The sequence below is a fragment of the Parafrankia sp. EUN1f genome, assembly GCF_000177675.1.
Classification (GTDB): Bacteria; Actinomycetota; Actinomycetes; order Frankiales; family Frankiaceae; genus Parafrankia.
Map to the genome: position 1 here is coordinate 19,429 of NZ_ADGX01000095.1, position 13,206 is coordinate 32,634.

General features: G+C 70.3%; 10 protein-coding genes. 7 read left to right on the forward strand and 3 right to left on the reverse strand.

Annotation, left to right across the window (positions count from 1 at the left end):
* Positions 1–41 precede the first annotated feature (41 nt).
* From dacB to folE, 5 genes are all read left to right on the forward strand, one after another.
* Positions 42–1,520 (forward strand): D-alanyl-D-alanine carboxypeptidase/D-alanyl-D-alanine-endopeptidase, encoded by a 1,479-nt coding sequence (gene dacB, locus FREUN1FDRAFT_RS24820; RefSeq protein WP_006542999.1) that lies wholly within the window; start codon positions 42–44, stop codon positions 1,518–1,520.
* 87 nt (positions 1,521–1,607) lie between these two features.
* Positions 1,608–2,750, forward strand: a complete 1,143-nt coding sequence (locus FREUN1FDRAFT_RS24825) for a zinc-dependent metalloprotease (RefSeq protein WP_006543000.1) — start codon at positions 1,608–1,610, stop codon at positions 2,748–2,750.
* 81 nt (positions 2,751–2,831) lie between these two features.
* Positions 2,832–4,607: a hypoxanthine phosphoribosyltransferase gene (gene hpt / locus FREUN1FDRAFT_RS24830; RefSeq protein ID WP_006543001.1), complete on the forward strand. Its 1,776-nt coding sequence runs from the start codon at positions 2,832–2,834 to the stop codon at positions 4,605–4,607.
* A 211-nt stretch (positions 4,608–4,818) separates the two neighbouring features.
* Complete coding sequence (gene ftsH / locus FREUN1FDRAFT_RS24835) at positions 4,819–7,074, forward strand: ATP-dependent zinc metalloprotease FtsH (protein ID WP_006543002.1); 2,256 nt, start codon at positions 4,819–4,821, stop codon at positions 7,072–7,074.
* Positions 7,071–7,829, forward strand: coding sequence for a GTP cyclohydrolase I FolE (folE, locus tag FREUN1FDRAFT_RS24840; RefSeq protein ID WP_006543003.1), 759 nt, complete (start codon positions 7,071–7,073; stop codon positions 7,827–7,829). Before ftsH ends, folE begins: the two co-directional genes overlap by 4 nt.
* A gap of 51 nt (positions 7,830–7,880) precedes the next feature.
* Here the strand turns inward: folE and glsA are convergent, their stop codons facing one another.
* From glsA to FREUN1FDRAFT_RS24855, 3 genes are all read right to left on the reverse strand, one after another.
* Positions 7,881–9,707 carry a glutaminase A gene (glsA, locus tag FREUN1FDRAFT_RS24845; RefSeq protein ID WP_035953386.1) on the reverse strand — a complete coding sequence of 609 codons (1,827 nt, stop codon included), beginning with the start codon at positions 9,705–9,707 and terminating at the stop codon, positions 7,881–7,883.
* Between the two features lie 234 nt (positions 9,708–9,941).
* Complete coding sequence (gene hisG / locus FREUN1FDRAFT_RS24850) at positions 9,942–10,787, reverse strand: ATP phosphoribosyltransferase (RefSeq protein ID WP_035953387.1); 846 nt, start codon at positions 10,785–10,787, stop codon at positions 9,942–9,944.
* Between the two features lie 58 nt (positions 10,788–10,845).
* Positions 10,846–11,316, reverse strand: coding sequence for a phosphoribosyl-ATP diphosphatase (locus FREUN1FDRAFT_RS24855; RefSeq protein WP_006543006.1), 471 nt, complete (start codon positions 11,314–11,316; stop codon positions 10,846–10,848).
* 269 nt (positions 11,317–11,585) lie between these two features.
* On the opposite strand from FREUN1FDRAFT_RS24855, the gene FREUN1FDRAFT_RS24860 reads away from it, so the two are divergent.
* Both FREUN1FDRAFT_RS24860 and FREUN1FDRAFT_RS24865 read left to right on the forward strand, forming a co-directional pair.
* A complete protein-coding gene (locus FREUN1FDRAFT_RS24860) occupies positions 11,586–12,392 on the forward strand; it encodes an HAD family hydrolase (protein WP_006543007.1) in 807 nt (268 codons plus the stop codon).
* A 350-nt stretch (positions 12,393–12,742) separates the two neighbouring features.
* The coding region (locus FREUN1FDRAFT_RS24865) for an IS4 family transposase (protein ID WP_006543008.1) at positions 12,743–13,206 on the forward strand (464 nt) is incomplete at its 3' end.

The following is a 13,206-nucleotide window of genomic DNA, read 5'->3' on the forward strand; positions in this document are numbered from 1 at the left end:
CAGCCACAGCCAGCCTGCGTAGTCTTCCGCAGGTGACAACAGTGCCGCTGGCCGCGCGCACCGGTGGCCTCACGGCCCTGGCCGGCGCGCTGCTGGCCGGATCTCTGTCGCCCACGCCCGGGCCCACGGCAACCCCGGGCAGCCCGGCATCACCCGGCTCAGGCACCCGGGTCGAGGCCTCCGCCCTGCCCGGGCTCGACCCCGACGCGCCGCAGGCCGACCCGGCAGCGGTCACCGCGCGGCTGACCGGGCCACTCGCCGACCCCGTGCTCGGCAACCCGGCGGCCCTGGTCGTCGACGCGCTGACCGGTCAGGTGCTGTTCGCCCAGCGCTCCACCGAGCCCACCGCCCCCGCCTCGACGATCAAGATCGCCACCGCGACCGCGGCGCTCACCACCCTCACCCCCGACAAACGCCTGGTCACCCGAGCGGTCTACCTGCCGCCGGCTGGTGGCTCCGCCGCCTCGCAGGGGGGAACGCTGTGGCTGGTCGGCGGTGGTGATCCCACCCTGACCGCGAACACGGAGCCCGTCGACTACCCGCCCGCGGCCCGTCTGAGCGATCTGGCCAAACAGGTCCACGACGCCGGGATCACCTCCGTCGCCGCGGTGATCGGCGACGGGACCGTCTACGAGGGGCCCGCCCAGGCCGCCGGCTGGCGCGACGGGTACGTCACCGATGGCAACGTCACACCGGTGTCGGCGCTGGAGGTGGATGCCGGGCGCCGGGCACCCGATGCGGCCGGGGCACGCACAACCACCCCGGACGCGGCCGCGGCCGGGGCCTTCGCCTCGGCACTGCGCACGGCGGGTGTCTCGGTCGGCACCGTGGCGACCGGCCGCGCGGATGCCGGCGCACAGGAGGTCGCCTCCGTCCAGAGCCCGACGATCCCGGTGCTGGTCGAGCGCATGCTCACCGACTCCGACAACGACCTGGCGGAGAGTCTGGGCCGTCAGGTCGCGATCGCCCGCGGGCTGCCGGCGACGTTCGCCGGCGCCTCCGCCGGCGTGCTCGCAGCGCTGCGCGACGCGGGGATCCCCACCGACGGAGCCTCGCTGCAGGACACCAGCGGGCTTTCCATCGAGGACCGAATCGCACCGGCGACCCTGGTCGCGGCCCTGCGGACGGCGGTCATGCCCGGGCGTCCGGCGTTGCGGACCGTGCTGTCCGGGCTGCCGGTGGCGGGCTTCACCGGCACTCTCGGCGACCGCTACAGCGCCGGGGACACCTCCGCGGCAGCGGGTGTCGTCCGCGCGAAGACGGGAAGCCTGCGCATCGTGACAAGTCTTGCCGGCATGGTCACCGACGCCGACGGTCGGCTGCTGCTGTTCGGACTGTTCGCGCCGGTCGAGGAGCAGGGCCTCACCAAGATGGCGCTGGATCGGGTGGCCACCGCTCTCGCCTCGTGCGGGTGCTCGGCGACGACATCCACCAACGTGCCGAGTACCGGCGCCGCGGGTGCCGCGGGAGCCTCGGGCGCTCAGACACCGGCCCGGCCGTCTGCCTCGGCCGGGCGCTGATCCGGGTCCGGCGCAACCGCTACGTTCCGCAAGCGGGTCGTCCGATCGGGCAAGCCAACCCGCGGGAGGCCCGGTACGCTCATATTCGTGGACGCTGAGCTGGTCGACTGGGGCCTCGCTGTGGCAACTGCGAAGAAACTCGTCCGTCCTGGCCCGCAGCGCACCCGAGCGCAGGCGGATGAAATCGTCTCCGAGCTTCGCAGGCTCGCCGTGGTTGCCGAGGGCCACGTACAGGACTACACGCAGCTGGTTCCCGCCGGTCCCGCGACACCGATCGCAGTCGTCGACCGACCCGAATGGGTGCGTTCCAACGTCGCGGGCCTGCGGGTCGCCACCGCGCCGCTGATGGAGAAGCTGTCCGACCAGAACCGCAGCCGCCTCTCCGCGAACGTGGGGCGCCGCGTCACCGGGATCCAGATCGGCTCCGCCCTGGCCTACCTCGCCGGCAAGGTTCTCGGCCAGTTCGAGATCTTCCTGCCGCCGGAGGAGTACGAGGAGGGCGGCCCAGGCGCGGGTCTGCCGTCGCTCGCCAAGGCCGCGGCCGCGGCCGCGCTCCCGGTGGGTCGGCTGAGCCTGGTGGCGCCCAACATCGCCCACGCCGAGGAGACGCTCAACGTCGTCCCGCGTGACTTCCGGCTCTGGGTGTGCCTGCACGAGCAGACCCACCGCAGCCAGTTCACCGCGGTTCCCTGGCTTCGCGAGCACCTCGAGTCCGAGATCACGTCGTTCATCGCCGCCACCGATCTCGACCCGGACGTCCTTGCCGACCGGGTGCGCGCGGCCGTGACGGCGCTGCGCAGCGCTGTCCGCGATCACGGCCCGGACGCGCCGAGCGTGGTGGAGGCGTTGCAGACACCGGCGCAGCGCGCCGTCCTGGACCGGCTCCAGGCGCTGATGACCCTGCTGGAGGGCCACGCCGACCAGGTCATGGACGCGGTCGGCCCGCTGGTCGTGCCGACGGTGGCCGACATCCGGGCCAAGTTCGACAACCGCCGCTCCGGCGGCTCACCCATCGACCGGTTCCTGCGGCGTCTGCTCGGGCTCGACCTGAAGATGCAGCAGTACCGCCAGGGTGGCGCCTTCGTCCGGGCCGTGGTGGCCGACGCCGGTGTCGAGGGCTTCAACCACGTCTGGCAGTCGCCACAGACACTGCCGACCAGGTCGGAGCTGGCCGACCCCGGGGCGTGGATGCTGCGGGTGCTCGGCACCCGGCCGTCGATGTCGGCCTGACGGCCTGAGGGCTCAGATCAACGTGTCGGCCAGGTCTTCGTGACGGCGGCTCGGCCGGCGACGCCCCAGACCCCGCGGGGCATGCCCGCACCGGCCGTCGCGGCGGTGCGCCTCGGTGTCCGCGACGCGGTGGCCGACCTTCCACCGGGCGCCCTGGTGCTGGTCGCCTGCTCGGGCGGCGCCGACTCGCTGGCACTCGCGGCCGCGGTGGCCTTCGTCGCTCCCCGGCGTGCGCTGCGGGCCGGTCTGCTGACGGTGGATCACGCCTGGGATGACAACTCACGCGCGCGGGCCGAGGACGTCGCGGCTCAGGGCCGGGCGCTGGGGCTGTCCCTGGTGGAGATCCTCGCGGCCCCGTCCCCCCGCTCTGAGGGCGCCGCCCGGGACGAGCGTAGGAAAGCCCTGCTCGCGGCGGCTCGACGCCTCGACGCGCAGGCCGTACTACTCGGCCACACCCTCGACGATCAGGCCGAGACCGTGCTGCTACGCCTGGCCCGGGGCTCCGGCGCCCGCTCGTTGAGCGGCATGCCGGCCCTTGACGGGCTGATCCGCCGCCCGTTGCTCGGGCTACGCCGGGACCAGACCCGCCAGGCCTGCCAGTTCCTGGGCCTGCCGTACTGGGAGGACCCGACGAACGCCGATCCCGCGTTCGCCCGGGCCCGGACGAGGTCGCGGGTGCTGCCGGTGCTGGAAGCCGAGCTCGGGCCGGGAATCGCGCAGGCCCTCGCCCGCACCGCCGACCTGCTGCGCGCGGACGCCGAGGCGCTGGACGAGCTGGCCGACGCGACCTACTTCGATCTCACCACCGCTTCTGGTCCGGCTCCTTCTGGTCCGGCTCCGGACCAGAAGCAGGACCAGAAGCTGGAGCAGAAGCAGAAGCAGAAGCAGGAGCAGGACGCGGCCGGATCCGCGCGGGCGCCGGCCGCGCGGGTAGAGCTCGATGTCGAAGCGCTAGCGGGCCTGTCCCAGGCCGTGCGCAGCCGCGTGCTGCGGCGCGCGGCGCTGACGGCGGGTTCCTCGGCCTCGGCGCTGCGGGCCGGGCATGTCTGGGCGATCGAGGAGCTGGTGACCCGCTGGCGCGGGCAGAGGCCCGTGCCACTCCCGTCGGGCGTGCTGGCACGCCGAACGGGTGGCAGGATCGCCATTGTCGGTCCAGATACCCCGATCGTCGCCGAAGCTGCAGAGTCCGGCGGGCGAGGGCCGGCCCACCCACCGCACAACCAGGAGGACAGGCCGGTGAGCCAGGCCGCGACGGCGAAGCCCGACAACGACCGCACTTCGCATCCGACGGATGAGTCCGCTCGAGCCCGGATTCATCCGGATATCGACGACGTCCTCGTCAGCCAGGAGGAGATTGCGGCCAAGATCGCAGAGTTGGCCGCGCGCGTCGACGCGGACTACGCCGGCCGCGAAATCCTGCTGGTCGGGGTGCTCAAGGGTGCGGTCATGGTCATGGCGGACCTGTCCCGGGCGCTGTCCGTCCCGATCACCATGGACTTCATGGCCGTCTCGTCCTACGGGTCGACGACGTCGTCGTCCGGGGTCGTCCGCATCCTCAAGGACCTCGACCGGTCGATCGAGGGCCGTGACGTCCTCGTCGTCGAGGACATCATCGACTCCGGCCTGACGCTGTCCTGGCTGCTGAAGAACCTGCGGTCACGCGGGCCGGCGTCGCTTGAGGTGCTGGCGCTGTTCCGCAAGCCCGAGGCCATCACGGTGGACGTCGACCTGCGGTATGTGGGCTTCGACATCCCGAGCGCGTTCGTCGTCGGTTACGGCCTCGACTACGCCGAGCACTACCGGACTCTGCCGTTCGTGGGAACGCTGACACCCGAGGCGATCGCCCGCCGCGCCTGAGGCTCACCGCGCAGGCTCACGGCTCGTCCGGCGCGAGGGCGCGCCCAGTTCCGACCCCGGTGCGTGGAACAGGGCGGGCCCGCGGTCCGTTGCTCGGATGTACGCGCGGTGAGATGCGCGTGCCGGCGGTACCCTCGGCACAAGGGAATCCCGATCGAGGGCAGCACACAGGGCAGGAGGGTGGAACGCTTGTGTCCGGCGTTCCAAACAGATGACTCCAAGAAGAATCTTCCGCGGCTGGGTACCCCTGCTACTCCTGGCCCTCTTCGTGATCATTCTCACGACAGGCGTGCTGTCCGGGCCGAGTGAGTACCAGAAGACGGAACTCAGCGCCGTCCAGCAGAAGATCGACCAGAGTGCCAGCGCCGCGCCCGAGAACCGCGTGGTCGACGCGACGATCCAGGACTCGAAGCAGATCATCCGGATCAAGCTCGAGAACGGCAAGAAGTACGAGGCGTCCTTCGCGACCGAGCAGGCCATCGCCCTGGCCAACGAGCTCAAGGCGCAGAACGTCAAGTACAACGTCACCGTCGACCGCGGGAACGTGCTCGTCTCGTTGCTGCTGAACCTGCTGCCCGTCGTGCTGATCGTCGCTCTGCTGCTGTTCTTCATGAACCAGATGCAGGGCGGCGGCAACCGCGTCATGAACTTCGGGAAGTCCAAGGCAAAACTGGTCAGTAAGGACACGCCAAAGACCACGTTTGCCGACGTCGCGGGCTCGGACGAGGCGATCGAGGAACTCCAGGAGATCAAGGAGTTCCTCGAGAATCCGGGCAAGTTCCAGGCCATCGGCGCCAAGATCCCCAAGGGTGTCCTGCTCTACGGGCCGCCGGGAACCGGTAAGACCCTGCTCGCCCGGGCGGTCGCCGGTGAGGCCGGCGTCCCCTTCTACTCGATCTCCGGCTCGGACTTCGTCGAGATGTTCGTCGGTGTCGGCGCGAGCCGGGTGCGTGACCTGTTCGAGCAGGCCAAGACGAACGCCCCCGCGATCATCTTCGTCGACGAGATCGACGCCGTCGGCCGGCACCGCGGCGCCGGCCTGGGCGGTGGCCACGACGAGCGCGAGCAGACGCTGAACCAGCTCCTCGTCGAGATGGACGGTTTCGACGTGAAGGGCGGCGTCATCCTGATCGCCGCCACCAACCGGCCCGACATCCTCGACCCCGCGCTGCTGCGCCCCGGCCGCTTCGACCGCCAGATCGTCGTCGACCGGCCCGACCTGCTCGGGCGCGAGGCGATCCTCAAGGTCCACGCCAAGGGCAAGCCGATCGGTCCCGACGTAGACCTGCTGACCATCGCCCGTCGCACGCCCGGCTTCACCGGTGCCGACCTGGCGAACGTGCTGAACGAGGCCGCCCTGCTGGCGGCGAGGTCGGACGTCCGATTCATCTCGTCGGCTCTGCTGGAGGAGTCGATCGACCGGGTGATGGCCGGGCCCGAGCGCAAGACCCGGGCGATGAACGAGAAGGAGAAGAAGCGCATCGCCTACCACGAGGGCGGTCACGCGCTCGTGGCGCACGCGCTTCCCAACGCCGACCCCGTTCACAAGATCACAATCCTGCCGCGTGGGCGCGCCCTCGGTTACACCATGCAGCTGCCGCTGGAGGACAAGTACCTGTCGACCAGGTCGGAGATGCTCGACCGGCTGGCCGTGCTGCTCGGTGGCCGCACCGCGGAGGAGCTCGTCTTCCACGAGCCCACCACCGGTGCCAGCGATGACATCGAGAAGGCCACCCAGATCTCCCGCGCGATGATCACCCAGTACGGCATGAGCGACAAGCTCGGCGCGATCAAGTTCGGCAGCGAGTCCGGTGAGGTCTTCCTCGGCCGCGACATGGGCCACCAGCGGGACTACTCCGAAGAGGTCGCCAGCGAGATCGACGACGAGGTGCGCCGGCTGATCGAGGCCGCGCACGACGAGGCGTGGGAGATCCTGGTGACCTACCGGGACGTCCTCGACAACCTGGTGCTGCGCCTGATGGACTCGGAGACCCTGAGCAAGGACGACGTCCTGGAGGTCTTCGCCACGGTGCAGAAGCGCCCGAGCCGGGGCTCGTACACCGGCGTCGGGCGGCGCATCCCGTCGGACCGGCCGCCGGTCCAGACCCCGGCCGAGCTGGGCCTGGTCCCGACCAACGTCTCCGACATGGTGAAGGGCGGTCCGGCCGGCCACGCCGCGAACGGCGGCACGCGCCACCCCGGCGCCACCAACGGCGGTGCGCCGAACGGCAACGGCAACGGGTCCGGCGGGCATGCGCGTCCCGCGGGGTCGGCCGACCCGACATCCGCCCAGAACACGCCAGCCCCGGGCAGCGACCCCGCGCAGACCGGGCACATTGCGCCCGGCTCCGGCGGCCCTGCTCAGGCACCTGGGGCGGCCGGAGACCCGGCGCCGGAGACACCCCGGATCTCGAACCCGTGGGCGCCACCCACCTGGGACAACGATGAGGACAGGAGACGCCGTTGACCGCCGATTCCGAGCAGGCGAGGACCGTTTCGCAGCAGGCGAGTGACCCGGCTTCAGGCCTCGTCGGCGTCGATCAGCGTACGGCCCTCTCCGAAGGAACCGACGCCAACAACGGCGGTGGCAACGGGTCATCGGCGAGTTCTGCGAGCACGGAACGCAAGCGGCCCAAGCGGCCCGACATGGTCCGGCCGTTCGACCACGACCGGGTCGCGCGGGCCGTCCGCGAACTGTTGATCGGCATCGGCGAGGACCCGGACCGCGAAGGCCTGCGCAAGACGCCCGACCGGGTCGCCCGCGCCTACCAGGAGGCGGTCGAAGGGCTCGGCCGGGACCCCGCGGAGGTCCTCACCACGGTGTTCGACGAGGGTCACGACGAGATGGTCCTCGTCCGCGACATCGACTTCTCGTCACTGTGCGAGCACCATCTGGTGGTTTTCGCGGGCAAGGCGCACGTCGCCTACATCCCGAACGAGAAGGGCCAGATCACCGGCCTGTCCAAGCTCGCCCGCCTGGTGGACCTCTATGCCCGGCGGCCGCAGGTTCAGGAACGCCTCACCTCGCAGGTCGCCGACGCCCTCGTCGACGTTCTGGACCCACGTGGTGTCATGGTCGTCGTCGAGGCCGAGCACCTTTGCATGTCCATGCGGGGGGTTCGCAAGCCGGGAGCGACCACCGTGACGTCGGCGGTGCGCGGCCAGTTCCTGAGCCCGGCCACCCGCAGCGAGGGCATGTCGCTGATCATGCGGGTCCGCTGACCAGCCGCGGGACCGCATGACCAGCGGTTACACGGTCTCGCGGTCCCGCAGTCACTCCTCCAGCGACTGGATCTCCAACGTGGCCTGGCGAAGCTGGGACGACAGGCTCCGCGCGATCGAACGGACCAGCGCGTTGTACACGTCCGGCTGGTCTCGCAGCAGCGTCGCGAAGGCCTCGACGGACAGCACTTCGCAGGTCGCGGGCTGGGCCACCACCGTGCGGGTGGACCGCCGGCCGCCTTCGACGAGCGCGAGCTCACCGAAGGCACTCCCGGCCGGAATCGCACTGAGGCGGAACCACCTGGTCCCGTCGGAGTTCGGGGCCAGCGCGTTCACCACCCCACGCGTCACGAAGAAGAGCGCGTCCGCCGGCTCGCCGACATCGAAGATCGTGTCACCGACCTCGTAGGAACGACGCTCACACGCGTCGGCGACGGCGTGGGCGGCCTGCTCACCGAGGTCGGCGAGATCAGCGAGCAGTTCCTGCGCTCCGAGGTCGACATACGCGGTCGGCGGAGGGGTGGCCAGGTCCTCGGCCGCGAGCAGGGCCTCCTCCGCGTGTTCAAGAGCGGTTTCCAGGTCGGGCAGCCGCATCGTGTTGGCCGTGCCGCGCATCAGCCGGTCGACGCCCGATATCGCCCGTGGATCAGCGAAAAGCACCGTCGTTCCCTGCGCCGCGAGGTCGTCGACCATGACCCGGATCAGCTCGACCGCAGGCTCCCGGACCGCGGCGACCCGCCGCAGGTCAAGCACCACCCAGCGCACACCGTCCAGGTTCGCCCGGACAGTTCGGACGACCCGCTCCGCGCTGGCGAACACCAGGTCGCCCTGCAGTTCGTGGATGGCGATGGCGGAACCGGATCGGGCGAGCGCGGCACGTTCCCGCGCACCGCGCAGCCGCTTCGAGCTCAGCGCGTCGCCACGGTGTGTCCCGCGCACCGGATGCGGCGGCTCGCCCTGCGGCGCCAGCAGATGCAGCGCGAAGCGGGACGCCAGCATCTCGCACGCCCGGACCCCCCGGACGCTGTTTCCCACCTCGTCTAGCGGCGGGCTGAAGACCCCGATGCCGAGCTGACCGGGCAACACCGCGCAGACCCCACCCGCCACGCCGCTCTTGGCCGGCAGGCCCACCCGGAACAACCAGGTTCCGGCCCGGTCGTACATGCCGCAGGTCACCATGACGGTCAGCACGTGGTTGACGTGCTCCTCGTCGAGCACCCGCTCGCCGGTGCGTGGGTTGACCCCGCCGTGGGCCAGCGTGCCCGCCATCATCGCCAGGTCAGCCGCGGTCACCTCGACCGAGCACTGCCGGAAGTAGACGTCGCAGATCTCGTCCACGGAGCCGCGCAGCGCGCCGGCGCCACGCATCAGGAAGCCGATCGCGCGGTTGCGATCACCGGTGCCGCGCTCCGAGGTGAAAACCCGTTCGTTCACCGTCAGCCGCCGGCCCGCAAACGATGACAGACCGTCCAGGATGCGGGCGAAACGCTCCTCGGTGTCACTGCCGAGAACCAGGCTCGACGTGAGGATCGCTCCGGCGTTGACCATCGGATTCAGCGGCCGGCCACTCCCCGGCTCAAGCGTGATCGCGTTGAAGGCATCGCCGGTGGGCTCCACGCCGACCCGCGCCAGAACGTCGTCGGTGCCCCGGTCACGCAGTGCAAGCGCATACACGAACGGCTTGGAGACCGACTGGATTGTGAACGGAACCTGACTGTCCCCTACCTGGTAGTGAAGCCCGTCCATCGTGGTGACCGCGAGGCCGAAGAGGTCCGGGTCCGCCGTGGCGAGCTCGGGGATGTAGCTGGCCACCGAACCCGAGGTGTCGCCCTGAAAGGCATCGTGGATGTCGGCGAGGACCTTCCGCATGGGCCCCATGCCCTCGTCCCCCGTGCCCCGGACCCCCGCCGCGCTGGGGCTCGCAGCCGGCGAGCCGACGTCGGAGGCCAATCCAGAAGCAGCCGTTGCCAGCCCGACGTTCCCGATCCCGCGCATGCTCCGATCAAAGCATGAACGCTGGTTCCGCCGGTCGGCGAAAGCGGACCGGCGGGCGCGGTCAGCGGACCGCCGGGCACTGTGCCCAGCGGTGACGCCACCAGGCCTTTCGCCGTGCTAAAGGCGGCAGGCCTGGATCCCGGAGACCAGAATCCCCCGGGCACCGAGATCCCACAGGTCATCCATGGTGCGGTTGACCTCGGCCTTCAGCACCATCGCGCGGACGGCGACCCACCCCTCGCGTTGCAGCGGCGAGATCGTCGGTGACTCGTACCCCGGCGTGATCTCGCAGGCCTTCTCCAGCACGGAGGCAGGCACGTCGTAGTCCATCATCACGTAACGCCGAGCGACGAGGACACCCTGGACCCGGCGCAGCAGCCGCTCGTGGGCGGCCGACAGCTCCGCCCCCCGCTTGGCAATCATGATCGCCTCGGAGTGGAGCACCGACTCGCCCACAAGCTCCAGGCCCGCGGCCCGCAACGTCCGCCCGGTCTCGACGACATCGGCCACCGCGTCCGCCACACCGAGCCGCACCGCGGTCTCCACCGCGCCGTCGAGCTTGACGATCTGCGCGGAGAGACCGCGCCCGGCGAGATCGGTCCGCACCAGGCCCGGGAAGGAGGTGGCGATGCGCAGCCCGTCGAGCTCTCGGACGTCACTCAGCGCCCCGGCGGGCGCGGCGTAGTGAAATGTCGACTGGCCGAACCCCAGCGGGACGAGCTCCTGCGCGGCGGTGTTGCTGTCGACGAGAAGGTCTCGACCGGTGATGCCCAGATCGAGCCGACCTGTACCCACATACACGGCTATGTCTCGCGGGCGAAGGAAGAAGAACTCGATGTCGTTCTCAAGATCTGCAATCACGAGCTCGGCGGACTCACGCCGCGCACGGTAACCCGCGTCGCACAGCAACTGACTGGACGGAGCCGCGAGCCCGCCCTTGTTCGGAACCGCGATACGCAGCATCATCAACACTCGCCGACGGCGCACACGGCACACACGGCCGCGGAGAAAACGGACGTACTCACAGGCGCGAGTATACGTCGTCCAGGGAAAGGCCCAGGGAAATCATCATCAGCTGACTCCAGTAGAGCAGCTGTGAGAGTTCCTCGGCCGCACGCTCGCGGCTCTCGTGCTCGGCCGCCATCCAGGCCTCGGCGGCCTCCTCCACAAGCTTCTTACCCAAGTGGTGCAGGCCTTGGTCCAGCGCGGCGACGGTGCCCGAGCCCGGCGACCGGTCGCGCCATTTCCCCGCGAGCTCCGCAAAGAGTTCGTCAAATGTTTTTCTTTCGCGGCTGCCACTTCCTGCGCCAAGCGAGGATTCGGTGGCGGACGGGGGCGGCGTGACCGACGCAGCCGGCCCACCGAACTCGACGCCCTCAGCCGCGGCCGCACCCCGGGAACCAGCCCCGTCGCCGCTGCCGGAATCCCCCACTCCGCCAGCACCGCCGGTCGCGGACGGACGGGCCGCGTCGGGCGCGTCGGAAAGGACCATGCCCGCATGCTACCCGCAGCCGCCGGGCCGGACGCCGACCATGATCACCGATCCGATCCACGCGACCAGGTCAGTAACGCCGATCAGCACCCGGGGCACCCGGCCTCGAGTCTGGCCGCAGGCACACCTGAGGCCACAGCGGATCACCTCGATGAGCCACCCGAGTCGACATCACCGGTGGGTCGACGCACTCCGGGCGATGTTCTGGTAGAGCGACCCGAAGCCGACACGACCGAGCCCGCTCAGACGATGGTGCAGCATCGCTGCGAATGGTTGACTCATTACTTGTGTCCCGTCCCGCTCTTGTCGCCACCGACCTGGACGGAACCCTGATCCGTACCGACGGCACCGTCTCCGACCGGACCAGGGACGCGCTGCGCCGGGTCGAGGGTGCTGGCGCGACCGTCGTGTTCGTCACCGGTCGCCCCACCCGGGTGATGGCCGACATCGTCCGCCAGACCGCGGCCTCCGGCCTCGCCATCTGCGCCAACGGCGCGCTCGTCTACGATCTTGACGCTCGCGTCGCGGTGCGCGAGACGGTCCTGGAGCGGTCGGCGGCGGTGCGGCTCGCGCAGGCGATCCGGGAGGTGGTGCCCGGTGTGGCCTTCGCGGTGGAGAGCGGGTTGCGGTTCGGGCGCGAACCCGAGTTCCTCACCATGTGGCCGGACCCGGACGAGGTCGTCGGCAGTTTCCAGGAGCTCCTCGACCTCCTGCCGACCGCGAAGCTCCTCGTCCGCCGGGGCGGAACAGTGATGACCGACGTGTACCAGACGGTCGTCAGCATCGCCGGATCCGAGGCGGCCGTGACCATGTCGAGCGCCGATCTGATCGAGATCTCCGGGCCGGGTGTCTCGAAGGCGGTCGCTCTGGCCGAGCTCGCGGCAGGCTGCGGGATCGGGCCCACCGACGTCGTGGCCTTCGGGGACATGCCGAATGACCTGCCGATGTTCGCCTGGGCCGGGCATTCGGTGGCGGTGGCGAACGCGCATCCGGAGGTCCTCGCGGCCGCCGACGAGATCACGGCGTCCAACGACGACGACGGCGTAGCCCAGGTGCTGGAACGGCTCTATCCATGACCGGCCGCGGCAACAGCTTGTTCCTGCTGAAGCTCGTCAATCGCCCTGCGCCGCGGCGTTGGCGTGCTGACCGGCACAGCATCAACGGTCGCGGCGCTTCGCCGGGCCGAGCCCCTTCGGTGGATCTTCATGACGAATTTGCTGACCAGCATAGGCGGCGAGCGGTGTCAGCTCTGACCACTATCCATTGAGCACCTGCGGCAACTGCTCCGCAGCACCCAAATTCGCTTACCTCCCACCCCTGGCGAACTACGGGCCCAGTCCTAATGCCACTTAGCCTAAGTTGATCTTCAGGGTTGTGGTGTGTCGGTGCTGGGTGTTCGTCCTGGTTGCCGGCATGATCACGGTCTGTGGCAGATGATCGCCCGGTCGTCGACGGCCGGTTGACGGACTGGATCTCACTCGGTGTGCTGACCGCGTTCGTGTCCCGGGACGAGATCGACGAGGCGATCGAGGCCACCGGGAAGGCCGCGAAACGGGCGGGTGGGAAGATCCCACCCCGGGTCGTCGTGCTGTTCGTGATGGCGCTGGCACTGTTCGGCGACGAGGACTACGAGGAGGTCGCGGCCCGTCTCGCGGGAACACTCGCGGACTGGGGCCGGTTCGAGGAGGGCTGGGAACCGACCTCGGGCGGGCTGACCCAGGCCCGTCAACGGCTCGGCCCCGAACCGCTGGCCCACCTGTTCTCCCAGGTCGCGGCCCCGGTCGCGGACCCGGACACGATCGGGGCGTTCCTGCGGACCTGGCGGCTGATGAGTATCGACGGAGTCGAGTTCGACGCGGCGGCGTCGACGGCGAACCTCGACGCGTTCGG

What these genes read in the sequence shown, in the direction of transcription:
- hpt (WP_006543001.1), top strand. Translation starts at nt 2,832, where the DNA reads ATGCCCGCACCGGCCGTCGCGGCGGTGCGCCTCGGTGTCCGCGACGCG.
- ftsH (WP_006543002.1), top strand. Translation starts at nt 4,819, where the DNA reads ATGACTCCAAGAAGAATCTTCCGCGGCTGGGTACCCCTGCTACTCCTG.
- glsA (WP_035953386.1), bottom strand. Translation starts at nt 9,707, where the DNA reads ATGGGGCCCATGCGGAAGGTCCTCGCCGACATCCACGATGCCTTTCAG.
- hisG (WP_035953387.1), bottom strand. Translation starts at nt 10,787, where the DNA reads ATGCTGCGTATCGCGGTTCCGAACAAGGGCGGGCTCGCGGCTCCGTCC.
- FREUN1FDRAFT_RS24855 (WP_006543006.1), bottom strand. Translation starts at nt 11,316, where the DNA reads ATGGTCCTTTCCGACGCGCCCGACGCGGCCCGTCCGTCCGCGACCGGC.
- FREUN1FDRAFT_RS24860 (WP_006543007.1), top strand. Translation starts at nt 11,586, where the DNA reads ATGGTTGACTCATTACTTGTGTCCCGTCCCGCTCTTGTCGCCACCGAC.